The following is a 22,805-nucleotide window of genomic DNA, read 5'->3' on the forward strand; positions in this document are numbered from 1 at the left end:
TACTACTATATTCTTATGCATAAGGATAATGGATAGTAGGGTCAGTCTATGGAGAGAGTGATGTTGTCAGGGAGTCTTTCTGTTCGAAAGAAGCTCTTTATTCTTGTCGCGTTGCCTGTTTTCTTGCTGGTCGCGTTTGTCGCTTGGCAGATTCATTTACTGACACTTCATAAAGAGAACCTCACCAAATCCAAATATTACATCGACTTTGTTGAGCAAAGTGGCGTGTTATATCGAACCGAAGATATGTTGGCGGCGTCCAAAACAGCATTGGCTTTGTCGACCCTTTCCCCTGTTGTTTTTCCTTCTGAGGATCAAGCCGAAGTGGATGGCCTTGTTTCTGAGCTGCTGCAGTCATTGGTAACCAGCCGTGGGACGAGAGACGTTTATGAAATTTTGGACAATCAAGAGTGGCAGTCTGACCTCTATAAACAACTGTTAGCCAAATTAGATCGAGTGACCTTCTCTGAGGTGACGCCTGAAGTGTCTGCTCATTTGGCAGCATTACTTCAACTGGAATGGCTAATCTATTGGTCGGTTGAAGAAAGCCGCCTGACTAAGGGGCTGATTGATATTTGGCATCAAGGCGAAGTCATTGATACCGATCTGCAAGAACAAATTATCGCTTTAGTCCATAACCAACAACTTTATGTTGAGCGGTTCGTTACCCTCAATGCTAATGAGCAGCAAGTGAGTATCATGGTGTCGGCTTTCAGTAATGAGGTGTTTAGCAAAAGCCAAGAATTTCGCACCTTATTGATGGCGCAAACCGGACTGAACCAACTCTCGGAAACCGAGATTGAACAGGGGTTAGAGGCGCTTTCCGGCAGACAGGCTCTACTGCATCAGGTGGCGTTATCAATTGAGAATCAGCTCGCAGCTGAGATTGATTTGGCGGTGATAAAGGCCGAACAAAGTCGATTAACCTATATTTTGGCTGTTTCGCTTTTAACCCTATTTGTCATCGGTTTAGCGATCAAACTTGCGCAGCACTTAACCAGCAACTTGAACCGAGTGTTAGAGTTTCTCAAGCATGATGATGCGACAAGCTTGCCGAGTTTGAGTAAGACCGTGAAAGGGGGGGATGAGTTAAGTGAGTTTGCCTCTGAAGTGGAAAGGCTTACGATTGAGCGCCAGCAAGCAAAAGAGCGTTTAACCTTAGCCAAGGAAGAAGCGGAAAAAGCCAAAGATGAAGCCATTCTTGCGAGCAAAGCGAAAAGCAGCTTTTTAGCGAATATGTCGCATGAGATCCGTACCCCTTTAAATGGCGTGATTGGTATTGCCGAAGTGTTGGCGGATACCAAGCTGAACGTCAATCAACGTGACTACGTCGATACGATTGAAACCTCTTCCCAATTATTGCTTAGTCTGATTAACGACGTATTGGATTTCTCAAAAATTGAGTCTGGTTTGTTGTTGGTGAGCCCAAGCTCCACCTGCGTTCGTGAATCTATTTATGACATCGCCTCTATTGTTGCCCCCGCGGCGAAAGATAAGGGGATCGAACTGAATGTGTCGGTCCATCCTGATACGCCTTATCGAGTGATGGTGGACGATCATCGACTCAGACAAATCTTAATGAACTTTATGTCCAATGCCGTTAAGTTCACCAGCCATGGCTCTGTATCCCTATTATTGGATGCGCAACTGAAAGGCCAGAGCAAGGTGGAGCTTACCTTTTCGGTAGAAGATACCGGTATCGGGATCGATGAGCAGCAACAGAAGAAAATCTTTGAGCCGTTTTTGCAAGAAGACAACTCCATCACCAGAGAATATGGTGGAACAGGATTAGGTTTAGCAATCAGTACGCAGCTTGCAGAGTTAATGGGCAGCGAAATCCAGTTACGTTCTACAAAAGGCAAAGGGAGCTGTTTTTACTTTACACTTTCGTTGCCGGTTGATGTTCAGTCGTATACCCAAAGCAAAGAAGAGCGGCTTCAAACGCCGATTGCGGTTGTCTGTGATGATCAACCGCTGTGCGACAAAGTGGTCAATGAACTGGCTTTTTATGGCTATCAAGATGTCGAGCGTGTTACGTATCTAAATGAGATAGAGGCCGTGAAATCGGTCACAGCGAAACCTGTGCTGCTTATTGTAGAGACAAAAGCGAATAGTGAGTTACTGAATAAAGAAACCCTTTCTCAATGGAGTGGAGTGGGTTACGCCATTGTTGTGGCTCGACAGTTCAATTCTCCTGCGTACGATTTTGAGTCGAGCGTTTTTTCCATCGTGATACAGCCTCTATTGGGTCAACGACTGCTTAGGGCACTGCGAGAAACCGACGCTGTGTACAGTGGTGCTGAGATTCAGAATCATGGCAGCCCATCTCTTGGTCGACGCCGAATCCTGATTGTTGAGGACAACGGTGTAAATCAGAAAATCGCCTCTCTTCATGTGGCGAAAGCCGGTTTTGAATTTGACATCGCCAACCACGGTCAAGAAGCCTGTGAGATGTATCAGCGAGACCCAAGTTACTGTCTTGTTCTTATGGATTGCATGATGCCAGTGATGGACGGCTTTACTGCAACGCAAGCGATTCGTAACTATGAAAATCAGCAAGGTTTGCAACCCGTACCGATCGTCGCACTGACTGCCAGCGTGATTGATGATGATATTCAGCGCTGCTTTACAGTTGGCATGGATGACTATGTTGCCAAGCCTTTTAAAGCAAGCGTGCTGCAAGAGAAGATACGTTCTTGGGCAAGATACGACACTGAACGCTCCTTGCAATCAATGGAATTTAAGGTTTATCAAGAAGAGTCATCCAACCACAACACGAGCTTTGTGCCTAAATCTGAACGAATCTTGTTAGTGGAAGATAACCTCGTTAACCAAAAAGTGGCGTCGCTATTTTTATCGCAAGCGGGTTATCAGTTTGATATTGCCGATAATGGGCAAGTCGCCTTAGATAAGTTTCGAAGTGGTGCTCAGTACGACTTGATTCTGATGGATTGCATGATGCCAATTAAAGACGGCTTTTCGGCGACCGAAGAGATTCGTCAGATTGAAGCGGATCTCGGCTTAAATAAGATCCCTATTCTTGCACTGACTGCCAGTGTTATCGACGACGATATTCAACGCTGTTATGACTCAGGCATGGATGGCTATATTGCCAAGCCGGTCAAGCAAGAGAAGCTGCTTCACGAGATTGAAAGCGCCATTTAGGCTAGGAAATTAGGACGAAGGAACGAAGTGTTATTTGGTCAGGGAATTATCGTTGGCTTACTTAGCATTGCTCTCTATTCCACATCGGTAGAGGCAAGCGAGGACATGGCCATCTTTTCACTAGAGCCAGCGTTTACTATGCTGTCTCAGGCTAAAGCACGCAAGTTATACCGTGGCAAGACAAAGCATTTACAAGGTAAACGAATTGAGCTCTCTGATTGGCCAAAAGAGAGTGAACAGCGCATGGAGTTTTACTCTGCGTTGCTTGGCAAAAATTCCGCTCAAATGAACGCTCATTGGGCCAGTCTCTCTTTCTCGGGTAAAGCCCGCCCCCCTAAAGAAATCTCTAAAGCAGACATAAATGCCTTATTAGTTTGGATGTCTGCGAAACCTCATCGAATTGGTTATGCGCCAGTGAATCTGCTACCTGAAAACGCCACCATTATTTATGTGGTGCGGAGAAAAGACCCATGAATAAAATACTGACAACGATGGTGCTATTGGGGGGGTATTCAGGTTGGAGTCTGGGGGCGATTGAACTCGGAGACAACTTGTCCATTAGTGGATTTGGCTCGGGCTCTTATACCGAGTCCGATCACTCGTCTCCGTTATTGGTTCAGCGCAATATTGTTGATGAAAGCTGCTTTGATTGTGATACGACCTTTGGCTTGCAGCTAGATTACTTTAATTCTGGCTTCAAAGCCTCTGTGCAAGTCGTGAAACGCCCTCAAGACAATTGGGATGAACCAGAACTCGAATGGGCGTATGTTGGCTATGATTGGCAAGACATTTCGGTGGCGGCCGGTCGACAGCGTTTACCTTTGTTCTTGGCGTCTGAATACTACTATGTCGGCCATGCTTACACTGCGGCTCGGCCTCCAGAAGTGTATGACAGTGCGTTAGGTATTACGGCTTACAATGGGGTGAGTTTGAGTTGGTCGCATGAACTCTCCGATGCGTTGACCGCATTAGTCACCCCTTACATCGGTTTTAAGGACAAGAATAAAGTCCACTACAACGAACAGACGGATTTTGAGTTTGAAGCAAAGAGCGTAATGGGGTTTGACGTCAATTTGTTTGGCGATGGCTCTCGTTGGCATTTCTCTTACGTGCAGGCAAATTACAATCAAGTGCTCACTCTTTACAATGTAAATCAGCCGTTACCTGCTGGTGGGTCAATCATCATTCCTCAAGTTGCCATACCTTCTGATGACCAAAGTATCACACTCTGGTCATTAGGGACGCAGTATGAATTTGGTCAGTCAAAGCTCACCATAGAAGGTCAAATGAATGACCTTTCATCCTCTTTTTACATCATGGGAGAGCATCACTTTAGGATGTTCACTCCTTATCTAACCTATGGAATGGAGCTGAGTTCAAGCGAGCATAAAGAAAGCGATAGCTATCTGATTGGTGCCAGAGTCAATGTGTTAGACAATGTCTCATTGAACCTAGAGTGGCAATACTTTGAAGTCTATAAAGGTAATGGCCCATTTATGACCTTGGATGTCATCCCACAAGATCGAACGGCACAGCTGTACACCGTGATGCTGAGTTTTGTTTTTTAGCGATGATCGGAATTTAAAAATAAGGAACAACTTTGGGGAAAACTGAACCTCATTTGTTCCCCATTTCAGATCTACAATGTGGGCAGATAATTCGGCAGGCTTAGGAGCCAACCATGACCACATTTCCAGATTCATTTCTTTGGGGCGGCGCTATCGCAGCCAATCAAGTCGAAGGTTCTTTTGACCAATACGGCAAAGGCCTTTCAACCTCAGATATGCTACCAAATGGCATTCTAAGCCCGCATCAAACACGTCAAGAGCGAACCGATGGTATTAAGGATCTCGCCATCGATTTTTATCACCGTTATCCAGAAGATATCGAACTGTTTAATGAGATGGGCTTTAACTGCTTACGTCTTTCGATCGCTTGGACTCGCATTTTCCCTAAGGGTGACGATCTAGAGCCGAATGAAGAAGGCTTGGCATACTATGACCGTATCTTCGATGAGTTAGCCAAACATAATATGCAGCCGTTTGTGACGCTTTCGCATTACGAAATGCCTTACGCGCTGGTGGAAAACTACGGTGGTTGGGGCAGCCGAGATTTGATCACCTTCTTTGAACGTTATGCCCGCACAGTGTTTGAGCGCTATAAAAACAAAGTGAAGTTGTGGCTGACGTTTAATGAAATCAATATGTCTTTGCATGCGCCGTTTACTGGTGTTGGACTGCAAGAAGAAGCCAGCGAGCAAGAAATCTACCAAGCGATACATCATCAGTTAGTCGCCAATGCTAAGGCTGTGAAGCTGTGCCATGAGATCATCCCTGATGCGAAAATTGGCAATATGCTTCTAGGGGCGCTCAATTATGCCTATACCTGCCACCCTGATGATGTGATTGCGGCAATGCATGAAAACAACAAGTGGCTGTTCTTTGGTGATGTACAAACTCGTGGTCAGTACCCAGGTTATATGCTGCGTTACTTCAGAGAGCAGGGTATCGAGATAGAGATGCAAGCAGGGGATTTAGAAGAGTTAGCCAGTGCGAGCGTTGATTTTATCTCATTTAGTTACTACGCGAGTGGATGTGCCAGCGCCGATCCAAAGCAGAAAGAAGTGGGTAACATTGTCGATAGCGTACCGAACCCATACCTAGAGAAAAGCCAATGGGGCTGGCTGATTGATCCTAAAGGTTTACGAATTTTGCTTAACTTCTTGCATGATCGCTACCAAAAGCCACTGTTTATTGTTGAAAATGGCCTTGGTGCTCGTGACGAAGTGAATGAGAATGGCGAGATCATTGATGATTACCGCATTGATTACCTCAACGATCACTTAGTGCAAGCTCGTGAAGCCGTATTGGATGGTGTGGAATTGATAGGCTTTACCAGTTGGGGCCCGATTGATCTGGTGGCGAACTCAACAGCAGAGATGGGCAAGCGTTACGGCTTTATCTACGTCGATCGCCATGACGATGGCTCCGGCACATTGAAACGCACACCTAAAAAGAGTTTTCATTGGTATAAAGAGGTCATCGCGACCAACGGCGCAAGCTTAACTGTGAAGTAGTAATTGAAGTAGCAATAAGGAGCCAACTCGGCTCCTTTTTCATTCGCTCTCTTCAACAAGGCCCAGTTCTGTGTGCTTTCGTTTACTCAGTCCTTGAGCAACGATTCGATAAGACTCTTTCAGGTAATAGGATAGCTCCTCAACCAATTCGCCATCGGTTGCGGTTTGCTGAATCCATTTCATTCCACGGGTTGCAAAGTAAGGCGCTGGTCGGTATCCCTCATTCTCTTTCAAGAAATCGTAATTACGATCAGAGGTCTTAAACGTGTAGGCCTCCTTCCCGCCTTCTTGAGTGGTACCAATGGCAAACACCTTTCCACCCACTTTCCAGACATGCGAATTTCCCCATTGCATGACATAGGTTGTCGCGGGCAGAGAATCGCAAAACTGATTGAATTGATCGTGTGTCATAGGTAAGCCTTCGGGAAGTCTGTAATATCAAAGATTGTCGCAGGCCTAAGAGAGTGGCTCAAGATCCAAAGCTGAGACTTTAGACAAGGATGACATTGCCGCAGATTAGCAATGGGGAATTTGAGCCGTTATGAGGTATAGCTGTTCGAAAAGGGAATTGGCTACTTTCTTACTTGATGAGAATTGTGAGTCAAATATGTTTATAAATTCCTATTCTATAAGAATACAATTTGATCGAGACTCTTGGATAACGATAAAACATCAGTGTGAACTCTATGAAACACAGCAATAGTGGGCAAGTAAACGAGAAAGTGCTGCAACTGTTAATGCAGGTCGCAGTCAACGATGAACCTGTGACAGCAAAGACACTGAGTGAGCAATTAGGCACACCAATCAGCAGTCTTTATCGTCACCTTAAGCTGCTGAGAGAATGGAATTTAATTGAGGAAAGTCCAAATGACAAAACCTTGATCATCGGTCCGGCAGCTCTGCTTTTGATGCGCAGTTATGAGACCAGCCAGCATGACCTAGATGTGGTGGATTCTGTTCTCAATCGCTTGCAAAAGCAGACGGGTGAAATGTCTGCTTATATGGTGCCTGTGGGTTACCGAGCACTTTGTGTTAGCCGCAAAGAGAGCATGCAGGCGCTTCGATGCAGCTATGTTCAAGGACAGAGTCAGCCTTTATTACGCGGTGCATCCTCAAAAGTGATGCTTGCCTATATGCCGATGGCTCGCTGCGAAAAGATTCTTCGTTACTTTGGTGAAGAATCACGTATGGAACATTGGCAAAAAGAGTTAGAGCAGATCCGTAATCAGGGTTACGCCGTGAGTACATCAGAGATTGATCCTGGCGTATCAGGCATCAGCGCTCCGGTCATGAAAGGCTCTAAGCTTATTGGCGCGATTTCTGTGATGGCGCCTGCTCATCGAGTTCAAATGAATCAGCAGAAAATTGTTCTGCATGTTCTTCAGGCAGCGAGGGCATTGCCCCCAGAAAGGTAACGGATATGTTCGGGCTATTTCGACGTAACAAAGTGACGAGTCTTACAGGTGTTCTTTCTCATCGTTTGGTTTTACTGACGGCGAGCGAAAAACTTAAGCCGATGAAACAAGTCGATTTCGAAATGGCCGATCAAAGTTTAGAAGAGGCGTTTGATTGGGTCTCTGATATTGGCGGCCAACATTGGAGCAATGGAGGCCATTTCAATTTGGTGGCACAGCCGAGTGGACAATATCAATTGCACCTCAGTCGCTTTCTGGGCTCCGAAGCATTACCTGTTCTCCTAACCAACAATTGCGAAACACTGCTGCACAGCTTGCCTTTGCTTAATTCCAATCATAGAGAGTTGGGCATCATTCATATCGGTCGTCAATTTGAACTAACGGCATCTCTGGAGCCGGTTCAAGGCAGTGCGTTCCACTTTGCACTTTCTCGCTACAACGAATGTCGATTGTTTTGCCTTGGAGTGGATCTCTCTCAGCAAGATGAAAGAACGTTGGAATATGCCGAAGATCTTGGCTGTGATTGGATGAGCTTAGATGAATGCCGTTTTAGTCACCGACTGCAAGTGAAGCAGCAGTTGGCCACGTATCTATCGCATTGTGACGAAGTGGTGGTGAACATTGATTTGGCAAGCTTGTATCCGGTTTCTCGATTGGAAAGGGGCAGTGCGTTGGACATTCAGGTTGTCGCTCGGATGATTCGCCAGTTGCTGTTCTCTGGCAAAGTACGTCAGGTTCAACTGGTGGGCTACAAAGATAAACATCTGTATTCGAAACAGACACAAATCATTTTGCACGAATTGGCTCAGATGTTTCCATCAACTCACCGAGCTGCGTAATTTTCCATACGCCAAAAACACAAAAGCTGGCGGTTAAGCCAGCTTAGTACGGTTGTATAGCACGTTATGATGTTTTGCTTGCGTCTTTGTTCGACTCTTTCCAGTACTGAATGCGTACGCGATGCAATTGTGCTTTTCTCATTTTCTTCATGATAATCCCTCACTTCAAATACAAAATTTGCTCTTCAATGAGCTTATGTGAATCTAGTTCCTCATGAACAGAGAACAATGTAGACATCAAATCGCCAAAGATCCATGTTTTTGATCACGTTTTTTTGTCTATATGCCATGCCTTATTCATAAAAAGTGAACCATAGCGCAGTTTCACGGCAGTGAAATGTAAATGGACAGAAAGTGTCTCAGATAATTAATACTTCCTAAACAATAGCTTAACCTGATTGTCATTTTAGGAATCTACGATTTGCACGAATTTTTATAAAAATACTCAAGCAAGGAGTAAGCAATGTGCCCTATTTCAGATAAGCGCAGTGACAATCAAGATTCTGAATTTAGCCAAATGATTGATGCACGACTATCTCGTCGTCGATTTCTAACAGGAACTGCGGCGGTGAGTGCTGGTGCTTTTCTTTCTCTTAATCCAGTAGCAAAAGCATTTGCAGCGAAAGAAGAAAGCCCGTTACTTAACTTTGAAGCGGTACCGGCGTCTACCGCAGACGCGTTTATCGTGCCAAAAGGCTATAAGGCAAGTCCATTGCTTTCATGGGGAGACCCAATTTTTACAGGTGCGCCAGCTTTTGACCCAAGTGGTAAACAAGACTCGAATGCGCAGCTTCGCCAGTTTGGTGATAACACCGATGGCATGAGCCTGTTTCCGATCACTCAAGATCGTGCAGTGATCGCAGTGAACAACGAGTACACCAATTACGATCTTCTGTTTGATCATGGCGGCAAAGCGATGACCGCTGACGATGTACTGAAATCACAAGCTGCACACGGCGTGACGGTGTTTGAGATCGTGCGTTCAGGTGGCGAGTGGAAACTAGATATTGATGGTAAGCGTAACCGCCGTATCACAGCGAATACTGAAATGATGCTGACAGGTCCAGCCGCGGGTCATGACTTGATGAAAACGAAGTTAGACCCATCAGGCATGAAGCCACTGGGTACGTTTAATAATTGTGCCAACGGCCAAACGCCTTGGGGCACTTACCTAACGTGTGAAGAAAACTTCAATGGCTACTTTGGCACTAGCGGCAGCGCAGACGTTTCAGATGATCACAAACGCTACGGTGTAAAAGCGGCAAAGAGCAAGTATCAGTGGCACGACACCGATGAGCGTTTTGATGTCGCGAAGCACCCCAATGAGCCGCACCGCTTTGGTTGGGTTGTCGAAATCGACCCGAATGATCCAACATCAACGCCACTTAAACGTACTGCGCTAGGCCGTTTCAAACATGAAAATGCGGCACTACTGATTAATGATGACGGTCATGTCGTGGTCTATCTTGGTGATGACGAGCGTGGCGAGCATTTGTACAAATTTGTCTCTAAGAACAAATACCAAGCGGGCAACGACAAGGCAAACCGTAACCTTTTAGAAGAGGGTACGCTGTATGTCGCTAAATTTGAGTTTGATGATCAAGAGCTGAAAGGCAAAGGTCAATGGCTAGAGTTGACGCATGGCAAAAACGGCTTAACGAAAGAGAACGGCTTTAACGACCAAGCAGAAGTGATGATTTTTGCTCGTCGCGCTGCTACTCAAGTCGGTGCAACAACCATGGATCGCCCTGAATGGGTAGCCGTTCACCCTGATAATAATCATGTGTTCTGTACTCTAACTAACAACAAAAACCGTGGTGTTAAAGAAGGTCAACCAGTTGGTGGTCCAAACCCACGTAAAGAAAACCACTATGGTCAGATTGTTCGTTGGGTACCTAAAAATGGCGACCACACTAATGATGGGTTCGAGTGGGATCTTTACCTTATCGCAGGCAACCCAATGGTTCACAAAGGGACAGCGTACGCGGGTAGTGACAACATTAGCGTTGATAATATGTTTAATAGCCCTGATGGTATCGGTTTTGATTCAGCGGGCCGTTTATGGATTCAAACTGACGGAAACTACTCAAATAAGGGCGACTTTGCTGGTCAAGGCAATAACCAAATGTTGTGTGGTGACCCAATGACGGGTGAAGTGCGTCGCTTCTTAACTGGGCCAATTGCCTGTGAAATTACCGGTCTAACATTTTCGGCTGATAATAAAACCATGTTTGTTGGTGTTCAACACCCTGGTGAGAAGGGCGCTCCATCGCACTTCCCAGCGGGTGGCAGCAGTAAACCTCGTTCGACCATTATGGCGATCACACGTGAAGATGGTGGCGTAATCGGCGCTTAAGAGCTGATTAACGATTTGAAGCGGGGCATTGTGCCCCGCTTTTTTGGTTCTACAGCCTATTAGAGCCTTGTTATGCGCTCAAAAGCATAAAAAGTGTGATCTTTAGACAATTAAGCACTAAATATAGTTGCTTCATTTGTACGGTATAACTATATTGAAAGGGTATCCCACATAACTTTAAGGTGTAGAGACTGAGTAAACTCCCAGAGTGAATACGAACCAACTGAACGCAATATGAGACACAGGGCTTAACGAATCGTTAAGGGTGCCATCTAAAAACGTAAAAGAATTCAGTATTTTCAAAGGCCTTTTGCTTTTCCCCTCTTTAAATAGTCGCACTTTCTAGTTATCGATACATTGTCTGATAACCATGGAGGAGGTTTGGCTATGTTACCACTAGGTTTATTCGCATTAGGTGCATTCGTATTCTTAGGCTGCTGGGTTGTTCAACACGGTTTACCCGTTCTTGGGATGAAGCTTGATGAAGACGATTTACTACTCATCTCTGAAATGTCTGGTGAAGATGTTTTAGAAGCTTAAAGCGCAAAAAATTGAGAGAAAAAGGAGCCTTGTTTGGCTCCTTTTTTTGTTTCTCCTATCTACTTTTATTTTGATTCTCGATCTGACAACTCCTTTCTTACGCTGATTTTGTAAAGATTAAACTACTGAAAATATTAGATTTATTAGTTTATAAAAATTGGCTCACAAATTGCGAGATCTAGTTTCCACGCCTTGTTTCTTTAAGCAGTAGTTGTAGGCAAGTGTTTAGATAACGATGATAAAGGAGTCGGTTATGGCGCAATCACTCAACCTACCTGAAGGTGCACAGGTCGCAATTGACACGGATGGCAATGTAAGAGTGTTACTCGCAGGACAATCCCCCCAACCCGGAGAGATTGTTGCCCCCGCTTCTGAGTTATTTGAACAATTCCCAGAACTAAGTGCGGAAATCTCAAACGTTTTGGAACAAGACTCCCCAGTTGATCCTGACGTTGAAGAAATCGCCAGTTTATTGGAACAAGGCTTGGACCCAACCTTAATCGAAGATTTTGCGACGGCCGCGGGTGAAGACGCTGGCGCAAGCCCCACCACGAGTGCCGCGATTGAACGTGATGGTGAAGAAAGAATCGCAGAAACGCTTTTTGAAACTTCGGCGTTGGGTTCTGGAAGCGAACTAAACAACAATTCTCTATTTGATGATCCAAGTTTTCGTACCAGCAACTTAGCGCCTTTTGCTGCGGTTGAATCTCGAACTTATGCCGAAGAGTCTGGCTCTGGTGCACTTGCTATCACTCTACCGACTGATCTTAATGACGAAGTGCTGATTGTGACCATCACAGGCTTACCTGAGCGCGGTGTTGTGACCTTGGAGGATGGTACACCGATAGTGGTTGGTCAGGTGCTGTCCACTGAACAGTTAACGTCACTGCGATTTGAAGCGCCAGATGAAGTGGACAACGCAGGCGAAGTCGCTGGTACTTTAGCTTATACCGTCGATGACGGCGCTGGTTTACTCAATAGTGTTCAACCAGGTTCGGTTCAGATTTTCCTAACACCTATCAACGATGCGCCTGTCGCTTTTGATAGCGAAGGTTCGGTGATTGAAAATCAGACTCTAGAAGGTCGCTTGCCTGACGGGGAAGATGTCGATGGCACCATTGCGTCATATCAGTTAGTGGCAAACCCAGAGCTTGGTAGCGTCACAGTCAACCCTGATGGTTCTTTTGTATTTGAAACCGGAACGGATTTCGATTTCTTACCAGAAGGTGAAACTACTCAAGTCTCCTTCCTTTATTCAGTCACCGATGATGGCGGCTTAGACAGCCAACTGCAGACGGTGACAATTACTGTGACAGGCGTGAATGATGCCGCTGTGATTGCAGGTGTCGATTTCGGTCAAGTTATTGAAGATTCTCAAGGCATAGAGCTTACCGACTCAGGCCAGCTAACAATCAGCGATGTTGATGGTGAGCAAGAAGAAGCATTTGATACCAACAGCGTCGTACCTGCTGCGGGTGTTCTGGGACAGCTTGAGATTGATGAAACCGGCCTATGGCAATACAGCGTAGACAACGCAGACGTTCAATACTTAGGTGAAGGGGAAACCAAGCAAGAGATTTTCACCGTGAGTTCGGTTGATGGCACTGAGCACACCGTGACGGTAACCATTGTCGGTGTCAACGATACGGCGGTGATTGCAGGCCAAGACACAGGCAGCGTTAAAGAAGACGAATCTACACCGTTGTTAACGGAATCTGGCACATTAACCATCAGTGATGTGGACGGTGCTGACGAAGAGTTGTTTGTTCCTGCGTCTTTGACTGCTCCGGAAGATGCGATCGGCACGCTGACTATTGATGAAAATGGCCAATGGAATTTCGAGTTAGAAAACAGCTCAATCCAATACTTGGGTGAAGGGGAAACCATCACCCAGGTTTACACCGTCGAATCGATTGATGGCACTTCACACCCGATCACTATTCAAATCATTGGTACCAATGATGCCGCGGTGATCTCCGGTGATGATGTCGGCACCGTCACTGAAGATGAGTCTACTCCACAGCTTACTGATACAGGCTCACTACGTATTTCAGATATCGATGGTGAAGACGAAGAGCTCTTCGTTGCTGCTACAGGCATCACCAGTGCAGGCGCTCTAGGTACTCTTGATATTACCCAAGACGGGGATTGGACTTACACGGTTGATAATGCTGATGTTCAATACTTAGCAGAGGGTGAAACTAAGGTTGAAACCTTTACCGTAGAATCGCTCGATGGCACGCAGCATACCGTGACCGTCACCATTATTGGCGTCAACGACAGTGCAGAAATTGCTGGTGATGATGTTGGCGCGGTGAACGAAGACGATGATACGCCACTGCTGACCGACTCTGGCACCTTAACCATTTCAGATGCGGATGACGGCGAAGCCGAATTTAAACCAAGCAGTGTGGTTGCCTCTGCGGGCGCATTGGGTTCACTGTCAATTGATGCGGCAGGTAATTGGGATTACCAAGTTGATAACGCGGACGTGCAATACCTCGGCGAGGGTGAAACTAAAGTAGAAACCTTTACCGTTGAATCCCTTGATGGTACGGAGCACACGATTACCGTCATCATTACCGGTGTCAACGATAGTGCGGAAATTGCCGGCGATGATATTGGTGCTGTCACCGAAGATGAAAGCACACCGCTACTGACCGATTCAGGCACCTTAACCATTTCAGATTCCGATACAGGTGAAGCAGAATTTAAACCGACTAGCGTGGTGGCATCAGCAGGTGCGTTAGGGTCGCTAACCATCGATGAATCGGGCAATTGGGATTACGTCGTTGCCAATGATTCAGTGCAATATTTGGCTGAGGGCGAAACCAAAGTCGAAACCTTTATCGTTGAATCCCTTGATGGTACGGAGCACACCATTACCGTGACTATTACTGGCGTAAACGACAGCGCAGTGATCGCTGGCGTTGATACCGGCGAAGTAACGGAAGATGACAGTAATCCACTTCTGACTGACTCTGGTACGTTAACTATTTCGGATGCCGATACTGGTGAAGCGGAATTTAAACCAAGCAGCGTGGTCGCCTCTGCGGGCGTATTAGGTTCACTCACTATTGATGCTTCAGGCAATTGGGATTATCAAGTTGATAACGCGGACGTGCAATACCTCGGCGAGGGTGAAACCAAAGTCGAAACCTTCACTGTTGAATCACTTGATGGTACCGAGCACACCATCACTGTGACTATTATTGGTGTCAACGACAGCGCTGAAATTGCCGGTGATGACGTTGGTGCCGTGACCGAAGACGATGACACTCCACTACTGACCGATTCAGGTATTTTAACCATTTCAGATGCTGATAGCGGCGAAGCCGAATTTAAACCAAGCAGTGTGGTTGTTTCTGCGGGCGCATTGGGCTCGCTGACCATTGATGCAGCAGGTAATTGGGATTACCAAGTCGATAACGCTGACGTGCAATACCTTGGCGAAGGCGAAACAAAAGTCGAAACCTTCACGGTTGAGTCGCTCGATGGTACCGAGCACACCATTACTGTGACTATTACTGGCGTCAACGATTCTGCAGTGATCTCAGGTGACGATGTTGGCACCGTCACTGAAGATGAGTCCACACCACAGCTTACTGATGCAGGCTCACTGCGTATTTCTGATGTCGATGGTGAAGACGAAGAACTTTTCGTTGCAGCCACAGGCATCACCAGTGCAGGCGCTCTAGGTAGCTTAGATATTACTCAAGATGGCGATTGGACCTACACGGTTGATAACGCTGACGTTCAATACTTGGCCGAGGGCGAAACTAAGGTTGAAACCTTTACTGTAGAGTCGCTCGATGGCACGCAGCATACCGTGACCATCACCATTGTTGGCACCAATGATATTCCTATTATGCTGGGGGATCTTACGGGTGAGGTGAAAGAGGAAACGACTCTACAAACCACAGGTACGCTTACTCCAGTCGATGTCGATAATGGGGCAACACACACTTGGGCTCTGGTCGGAGAAACGGATTCGACCTACGGCTCAATATCCATCGTTGGTGCAACGGGTGAATGGACTTACACCCTTGATAACAATGCCGCACAACCATTAGCCGAAGGTCAGGAAGTACAAGAAACCTTTGTGGTTGAAGTGGATGATGGATTGGGTGGAACATCGCAACAAAACATCGTTATCACTATTGAAGGCACCAACGATGATCCTGTGATCAGCGGTGATGACAGCGGCAACACCGTAGAAGACTTAATGCTAGTGGCCGATGGTGTGCTCAGTGTTGATGATATCGATGTGACGAATACTCACACTTGGTCAATTCAAGGTAATGGTCAAGGCAGCTACGGTAGCATCACTATTAATCAAAATGGTGCGTGGGAATACACTCTAGACCCTAGTTTGACTCAGTCGTTTGAACACGGTGAACTCTACGAAGAACAAACGTTCACAGCTATCGTCAACGATGGCAATGGCGGCACTGACAGCTTTGAAATCGATATCGATATTCTCGGTCAAAATGATGCGCCGAATATTTCAGGTCGCTCAACTCGCACTATTTGGGAAGACGATGGTAGCGGTGTTCGAAGCGGTACTCTAAACACTGGCGACCCGGATGTTAATGAGGTACACACTTGGTCAATTGTTGGCGACCCCGATGGGCAATTTGGCTCACTGACTCTCGATCAAAATGGGGTGTGGACTTACACCTTAGACACCAATGCTACGCAAGCGGCCAATACCCAAGCACTCTCGCTCAATCAAAGCGTCAAAGAGTACTTTATGGTTCAAGTAGTCGATAAGCATAACCAAGTGGACACCCAGCAAGTGGTTGTCACGGTTAAAGGTCGTAACGATGCACCTGAAATTGATGGTGTGCTAGTGGGTACGGTGACCGAAGATGATGCACTGCCAGTGACCACTTCAGGTCAACTGAATCACAATGATGTTGATGGATTGGATGACCATGTTTGGTCACTGCAAACCAATCAAGGCCAATACGGTTCGCTACAAATTGATGCTAATGGTGAGTGGACTTACACCTTAACCAATGGTCACTCGGCGGTTCAAGCCTTGCTCCCGGGTGAAACACTAACTGAAACCTTCTTAGTCACGGTTACTGATGACACCAATGACAACAAATCCTCTAACAATGCCTCAGACACAGAAACCATCACCATCACGATTGAAGGCAGTAATGACACGCCAAGCATTACCGGTGGTACAACCGGCAGTGTGATTGAAGATACGCCAGTGAAAAGTAGCACAACAGGTAAGCTGCTAGCCCTTGATATCGATACCAACGATGCACACAGCTGGAAAGTGGTTGGCGAAGATATTAACGGTGAGGCGAGTGGTCTTTACGGCATCTTAACCGTTGATGATAACGGCCAATGGTTATACCAACTCGATAGCACCCGTTGGAGTACACAATCGATCCCACCGGGTACAACAGAAATCGATACTTTCGAAGTTGAAGTCACGGATATCAATGGCGCGACAGAAACCATCACGGTGGATATTTCGGTGGCTGGTGTTAACACCACACCTGATATCGTATTGGGTGATACGCCGACGATTGTTGAAGATGATGTGCCAAGCTCCATCAGTGGCACCTTTGGTTCGGGCGATCCTGATGTTGGTGACTCTGCGCTTTGGAGCGTTATTTCAAACGGCAGTTATGGCAACTTTGTAGTTGATTCAATTGGTGGTTGGGTTTACACCCTCGATAATGGCAACAACGCTGTCAACCGACTTGATGAGGGCGATCTTCTTCAAGATACGGTGCAAATCAAAGTTGTCGACCAGTTTGGTGAAGTGTCGATCAAAGATTTCACCATTGATATCGAAGGCAACAATGACGGCCCTAGCATCAAAGGGGAAGTCGCGAAAACCATCCGAGAAGATACCGCCAGCTTCAGTGGTCAATTGCAAGATGGTGATCCAGACGCTCACGATACTCACTTATGGTCACCAAGCAATCTAGTCGGTAACTACGGCAGCTTTACCATGACCTCTAGCGGTGCTTGGGTCTACTCACTCAACAATGCACTCGACGAGATCCAAGAGCTCAATCCCAATCAAACCTTGCAAGAAAACTTCACGGTTGAAGTGGTCGATAGCTATGGTGAAACCGACAGTCGTGATGTGGTGATCACCATTCGTGGTACTAATGATCTGCCAACTGTATCCGGTGATATTGCTGGTACCTTCGTTGAAGACCAAGCCTCTCCCGATATTACGGGTGTAATGACCTTGTCAGACATAGACGATGCCGACACACCAAGCTTTATTGCCAATAGCTACCAAGGTAATTTTGGTCAGTTTGATATTAACCAAGCGGGTGAGTGGAGCTTTACGGCCTACCCAGACTCCCTAGATGCCATGAAACGTGAAGAAGTGGTGTCAGAAGTCTTTACTGTGATTGCAGAAGATGACTTTGGCGGTGTAATCACTCAATACGTCACCATCAATATTGAAGGGACTAATGATGTGCCTGTCATCACTGGGGATAGCTCAGGCAGCGTGATTGAGGATGGTGCTAACTTTGGTGCGATCGATTTCAGCTCTACTAGTGGACAGTTGACCTCTTCGGATGTCGACAAAGACAGCTCTGTAGTCAGCTGGGCGATTGAGAATGGTACCGATCCTGGTGACGCCGATTACGGTCAAGGCATCTACGGTACGTTAACTCTAGGTAACAATGGCCAGTGGGTTTACCAGTTAAACAACAGCGCCCCAGATACGCAAGCGCTCAATTTGGGGGATGTTGGTCAAGAAACCTTCTATGTTTCTGCAACCGACAACGATGGTGGTGTTTCGGAATGGCATCAGATCACCATTGATGTCTATGGCCAAGATGAAAACGGCTCTGGAGGTGGCGGCAGCGGTTCTGGCACCGATCTGGGCGATTTGTCGACGACCCTTATCGAAGATGTCACCACTGTGACAGATGGCATGGTGCCCGTCTTACCGGGGAACAATAACATTACTGGTGTTTCGCCAATCTCGGGTGGCATCTTTGGTACCTTGATTGATGGTTCTGGTCAAACAGGCGTTGCAGGCCGTCAATGGCAATACACGCTTGATAACAGCTCTGACTTAGTCCAAAGCTTATCTGAAGGGCAGCAAGTCACCGAAACATGGCGCATTGACACCAATCAGGGCTACTACACCATGGAAGTCGTGATTGAGGGGACAAACGATGACCCAGTGATCACCTTTACCGATTCTCCAATCACTGAACCTGCGCCGGGCGTTACTGTTCAGGTGGGTGAAGTGATCGATGAAGTCTCTCCGCAAGCATCTGGTGTGCTCGGTGTCGATGACCCAGACAATGGCGACACGCATACATGGTCACTGAATCCAAGAACTCCAGCATCAGGCACTTACGGCACCTTAACACTCGATGCGGACAGCGGTGAATGGGTCTACGTATTGGCCGATAACGCTGCGGTTAACAATCTTGCTCATGGAGAAACGGCCACTGAAACCTTTATCGTGACGGTTACCGATAGCGAGCTTGCGACTGATACACGAACCATTACCTTGCAAGTAACAGGTGTAGGTGAAGACGTACCGGTTGTGGACCCTGTGATTGAAACGCTCACCATGACAGAGGATGTGGATGACCAAGATGGCAGTGATGACGGCATGTACACTGCTTCGGGTTCTCTAGCGGCACCAACAGATTTAGGTGACAACCCAACCTGGACCTTAGTCGATGGCTCGGGCCAATATGGCAGCATCAGCGTGGATGCGAGCGGTAACTGGGTTTACACCTTAAACAACAGCAGTAATGCGGTTCAGTCACTGCAAACCGGTGAGACGGTGCAAGATACCTTTACGCTTTATGTCGTCGATGAGCATGGTAAAACCGTTGTTGATGGTAGTGGCCAACCGCAGTTGATGGAATTTACCGTGGATGTTCAGGGCAGCAATGATGCGCCAAACATTACCGGCGATTTATCCGAGTCCATCAATGCCGATAATACCTCGCCCCTGTCAGGTACAGTGCAACCGGGTGATGTCGATACCAATGATAGCCACAGTTGGAGTCTTGAGAGTGTTCCCCAGTATGGTGCGTTTAGCTTGATGTGGATGTGGAATGGCGCATCGGGAGAATGGAGTTATGACCTGGATACGACTAGGAACGATCTTATTGAGCTCAATGGCCGAGATTCAGCGCCATTCACTGAAACCATCACCGTTAAAGTGGTCGATAGCTTAGGCTTAGAATCTGAAAAAGACATCGTCATTACCATCAACGGGGTGAATGATGCTCCAACCATCAGCGGTGATGCCAGTGCCGCATTAAGTGAAGACGGTGTGCTTACTCAAAGCAAACAGCTCATTGGTGATGATGTCGATAGTGGAGATACCGTGACCTTTGATGCTAAGTCACTCAATGGTACTTATGGTTTATTTATTATTGATGCGACCGGTGAGTGGAGTTACACCATCTACAATGATCAGCCACATATCCAAGCCCTTGCTGAAAATGAGGTGGTGACTGAAAGCTTTACCGTGTTCGCTACCGACGATTTGGGTGCGGAAGTGAGCCAAGTGGTGACGGTGACTGTCACTGGTTCTAATGATGTGCCGGTGTTATCCGGTGATGTTCAAGGCATAGTGCAAGAGGCATCAGGGAGCAGCGCATCAGGTAAGTTGGTGGTCAGCGATGCTGATGTGGGAGACAGTGCAACCTTCACCATCGTCTCGAATGGCAGCTTAGGTACGCTACAAGTGAACGCTCAAGGTGAGTGGACCTATGTGGTCGATGATACTGCACCAGCAGTCAATGCGCTTGCTGTAGGAGAAAGCACCACCGATATGATTCAAGTTAAAGCGATTGATGGTGAAAATGGCGAGTCCAATATCGTAGACATCATTATCACTATTAACGGCACCAATGACATTCCAATGGTTGCTGCCGTGAGTACCTTAAGCGGCTCTATTGATTCCGATAGTGCAATCACAACCGCTGATGGTGCGATAGTGATTGATGATGACACCAGCGATACGCACACTTTTGCTCTGGCTGGCGATGTGCAAGTGCTGACTAGCAGCTTTGGTGAAATGACGATTGACCGCACAACCGGTGTATGGAACTACACCCTCAATGTTGCTGCAGGACTGCTGCTTAAAGATGAATTGGTGAGTGATACCTTTACGGTCACGATTGAGGATCAACATGGAGAGGCGATTACTCAATTGCTAACCGTCAACATTCAAGGTACCGATGACGCGCCTGTAATTACCGGTTCGGCGACAGGTCAGGTTCAAGAAGATTATCTCAATCAAACCTCTGGGCAGCTTGTCGCGACAGACACCGAAACTGACATTGGCGATCTTACATGGCAGTTAGTGAGTAACTCAGTCGGTCAGTACGGTACGTTGAGCTTTAATCCAACAACCGGTGAATGGGACTATCAACTTACTCCTGGCTCAACCAATGATTTAGTTGCTAGTGCCACGGATACTGACGAATTTATTGTTGAAGTATCGGATGGCGTAAAAACCACGCAGCAAGTCATTGCGATTACGGTGATTGGTAATGTGGCTCAACAAGGTGGCGTCGGCTATGACTTACTACAAGCGAGCAGCGCAGATGAATGGTTATGGGGCGGCCCCAATGATGGCTCTGATGCAGGGCAGTCAGACAGCTTCGCTTGGAGTGATTCTACGGTTGGTACATCTGCGCAGCCAGGAACCGATTACGTGAAAGACTTTGATGCTGGCGAAGACATTATTGACCTATCAGGTTTCGTCAATGCTAATGATGTTTGGCAATCAGTCGCAGTGGCACAGCAAGTGAACATCGATGAGGTAGGATCCGATACGCAAATTAGCTTGTTTGATAGCAATCAAGATTTGGTTCAAACCATTACTTTACAAGATGTACTGATCAGCGAACTGACCAGTGAAGATACTTCCGGTATGACTCAAGCTGAGCTGCTGAGCACTTTAGTCAGCGATCAAGCGATCACCATCTCTCAAACTTATGGACATGAAGGGGACGATACCTTAACTGGCAGTGCAAATGATGACATCTTGTTGGGTGGACTCGGTGAAGATACCTTTGTGATGCTGAGTGAGAATGCAGGCACCGCATTGAGTCCAACCCAAGATACCTTGGCGGATTTTTCCGTCAGCGATGACATCATCGATTTGTCAGACTTACTGCCAGATGCACCGAGCATGAATGATCTGTTTGCTCATATCGATGCCACTGTGGTTGATGATATCAACGACCCTAACGACGACGCATACACCCTGTTAGAAGTCACCGATGAAAACGGTGGGAAAACTAACATCAAGATCAATGATTTGGGGTACAGCGAACTCGGTTTAGGCGCAGGTGCGACCGATGATGCGATCGTGACGGCGTTGGTGGATCAATTAAAAGTGATTCAGACAGACAGTTAGGTCGGTGAATTATCACTGATTAACTGCTCTCGAATGACCGCTTTAATGGTCTCAAACCTTGCTGGAAGTTGTCGGTGACGCTTAGTGAGTAAGTAAAGCGTCTCGATGACTTCTTGTTTAGGTTGGTAAATCGCAATCTCTTCTTTGTATGGGAAGGTGTCTAACGCACTCTTTGGCAGAATGGTAAATCCATGGCCTTTCGCCACTGGCAGCAATATCTGGTTGAGTTGGTTTATGTAACCTTTAACGGGGAGTTGATGAATGTTGATGCTTTCCAATGCGGATTCCCCACAGCGAGAAAAATAGAGTGCTAAGTAGTGTTCGGCATCTGGGTGGCGAATCAGCCCCATTTGTTTTAGCTGCTCTCCATCAAGTGATTTCGTTGCGATCGCCTTAGGCATCATCAAGCACAAAGGTTCTTGTCCAAATTGTTCAGACTCCACTCTTGGGTCAGATGGCTCGTTGGTGACGATACCCAAGTCGACCTTGCCATCAATAATTTCTGCAATGATTTTATGATGTGGCGCTGCCTCTAAGTGTGGAATAAGGCTCGGGCATTTACATTGTAAATCGAGAAGGTGAGGGTAGAGCAGTAGAGCTAAAGAGCCAGAACATGCCAAAGAGACATCGCCTGAATGGGGGTCATCTTGATTGAGAGAAAGCAGCATCTGATTTTGTTGTGTTTCTAGCTCTTTGGCATAGCTGTAAACAACCTTGCCTGCTTCGGTAATCTCAAAGCTCTTGTTATGTCTTTCGATGAGAGCATGTCCACACGCTTGCTCAAGCTTCTTGATATGTTGGCTCACTCCGGGTTGAGTCATAAATAACTTGTCAGCGGTTTTGGTAAAGTGACCGGTATCTATCAGTGTCACAAAGGTCTTTAACCAGATTGGATTCAACATATCATTGCTCATAAGGAAACATTATCTTGATGAGTCTAAATGATAACAGAAGTTTCTAATAGAGGGTTGTATCGCTATTTTTTCACAGCGATCCGTTTAGCGCTTTTCTGACT

At 46.6% G+C, this 22,805-nt stretch carries 11 protein-coding genes; 9 read left to right on the forward strand and 2 right to left on the reverse strand.

The genetic code is table 11. From position 1 onward, the window contains the following. Positions 1 to 48 precede the first annotated feature (48 nt). The 4 genes from EJ063_RS03865 to EJ063_RS03880 all read left to right on the forward strand — a co-directional run bounded on the left by EJ063_RS03865 (position 49) and on the right by EJ063_RS03880 (position 6,241). Positions 49 to 3,165 carry a response regulator gene (locus EJ063_RS03865; RefSeq protein WP_167469864.1) on the forward strand — a complete coding sequence of 1,039 codons (3,117 nt, stop codon included), beginning with the start codon at positions 49 to 51 and terminating at the stop codon, positions 3,163 to 3,165. A 27-nt stretch (positions 3,166 to 3,192) separates the two neighbouring features. Next, entirely contained in the window at positions 3,193 to 3,639 is a 447-nt protein-coding gene (locus tag EJ063_RS03870; RefSeq protein ID WP_126572685.1) for a hypothetical protein, read from the forward strand. Further along, positions 3,636 to 4,733 carry a sulfate ABC transporter permease gene (locus tag EJ063_RS03875; protein WP_126572686.1) on the forward strand — a complete coding sequence of 366 codons (1,098 nt, stop codon included), beginning with the start codon at positions 3,636 to 3,638 and terminating at the stop codon, positions 4,731 to 4,733. Before EJ063_RS03870 ends, EJ063_RS03875 begins: the two co-directional genes overlap by 4 nt. Positions 4,734 to 4,846: 113 nt before the next feature. Beyond that, on the forward strand, positions 4,847 to 6,241 hold the full coding sequence (locus EJ063_RS03880) for a glycoside hydrolase family 1 protein (protein ID WP_126572687.1): 1,395 nt from the start codon (positions 4,847 to 4,849) through the stop codon (positions 6,239 to 6,241). 39 nt (positions 6,242 to 6,280) lie between these two features. On the opposite strand, the gene EJ063_RS03885 is transcribed toward EJ063_RS03880, so the two are convergent. Beyond that, complete coding sequence (locus EJ063_RS03885; protein ID WP_126572688.1) at positions 6,281 to 6,652, reverse strand: MmcQ/YjbR family DNA-binding protein; 372 nt, start codon at positions 6,650 to 6,652, stop codon at positions 6,281 to 6,283. A gap of 275 nt (positions 6,653 to 6,927) precedes the next feature. Here EJ063_RS03885 and EJ063_RS03890 point away from each other — a divergent pair, with 275 nt between their 5' ends. From EJ063_RS03890 to EJ063_RS03905, 5 genes are all read left to right on the forward strand, one after another. Beyond that, complete coding sequence (locus tag EJ063_RS03890; RefSeq protein ID WP_126572689.1) at positions 6,928 to 7,656, forward strand: IclR family transcriptional regulator; 729 nt, start codon at positions 6,928 to 6,930, stop codon at positions 7,654 to 7,656. A 5-nt stretch (positions 7,657 to 7,661) separates the two neighbouring features. Further along, positions 7,662 to 8,495, forward strand: a complete 834-nt coding sequence (locus EJ063_RS03895; protein ID WP_126572690.1) for an arginase — start codon at positions 7,662 to 7,664, stop codon at positions 8,493 to 8,495. A 463-nt stretch (positions 8,496 to 8,958) separates the two neighbouring features. Further along, a complete protein-coding gene (locus tag EJ063_RS03900; RefSeq protein WP_126572691.1) occupies positions 8,959 to 10,851 on the forward strand; it encodes a PhoX family protein in 1,893 nt (630 codons plus the stop codon). 387 nt (positions 10,852 to 11,238) lie between these two features. Beyond that, positions 11,239 to 11,391 (forward strand): hypothetical protein, encoded by a 153-nt coding sequence (locus EJ063_RS20985; protein WP_167469865.1) that lies wholly within the window; start codon positions 11,239 to 11,241, stop codon positions 11,389 to 11,391. 253 nt (positions 11,392 to 11,644) lie between these two features. After that, the gene (locus tag EJ063_RS03905; protein WP_208640337.1) at positions 11,645 to 21,790 is read left to right on the forward strand and encodes a VCBS domain-containing protein; all 10,146 of its coding nucleotides are present in this window, start codon (positions 11,645 to 11,647) and stop codon (positions 21,788 to 21,790) included. On the opposite strand, the gene EJ063_RS03910 is transcribed toward EJ063_RS03905, so the two are convergent. Next, positions 21,787 to 22,692, reverse strand: coding sequence for a LysR family transcriptional regulator (locus EJ063_RS03910; protein WP_126572693.1), 906 nt, complete (start codon positions 22,690 to 22,692; stop codon positions 21,787 to 21,789). The two genes, EJ063_RS03905 and EJ063_RS03910, sit on opposite strands and share 4 nt — an antisense overlap. Positions 22,693 to 22,805: the final 113 nt, after the last annotated feature.

The organism is Vibrio aquaticus, from assembly GCF_003970385.1.
Lineage (GTDB): Bacteria > Pseudomonadota > Gammaproteobacteria > Enterobacterales > Vibrionaceae > Vibrio > Vibrio aquaticus.

Coding starts and splice junctions, on each gene's coding strand:
- EJ063_RS03865 (WP_167469864.1), top strand. CDS start 49: ATGGAGAGAGTGATGTTGTCAGGGAGTCTTTCTGTTCGAAAGAAGCTC.
- EJ063_RS03875 (WP_126572686.1), top strand. CDS start 3,636: ATGAATAAAATACTGACAACGATGGTGCTATTGGGGGGGTATTCAGGT.
- EJ063_RS03880 (WP_126572687.1), top strand. CDS start 4,847: ATGACCACATTTCCAGATTCATTTCTTTGGGGCGGCGCTATCGCAGCC.
- EJ063_RS03885 (WP_126572688.1), bottom strand. CDS start 6,652: ATGACACACGATCAATTCAATCAGTTTTGCGATTCTCTGCCCGCGACA.
- EJ063_RS03890 (WP_126572689.1), top strand. CDS start 6,928: ATGAAACACAGCAATAGTGGGCAAGTAAACGAGAAAGTGCTGCAACTG.
- EJ063_RS03895 (WP_126572690.1), top strand. CDS start 7,662: ATGTTCGGGCTATTTCGACGTAACAAAGTGACGAGTCTTACAGGTGTT.
- EJ063_RS03900 (WP_126572691.1), top strand. CDS start 8,959: ATGTGCCCTATTTCAGATAAGCGCAGTGACAATCAAGATTCTGAATTT.
- EJ063_RS20985 (WP_167469865.1), top strand. CDS start 11,239: ATGTTACCACTAGGTTTATTCGCATTAGGTGCATTCGTATTCTTAGGC.
- EJ063_RS03905 (WP_208640337.1), top strand. CDS start 11,645: ATGGCGCAATCACTCAACCTACCTGAAGGTGCACAGGTCGCAATTGAC.
- EJ063_RS03910 (WP_126572693.1), bottom strand. CDS start 22,692: ATGTTGAATCCAATCTGGTTAAAGACCTTTGTGACACTGATAGATACC.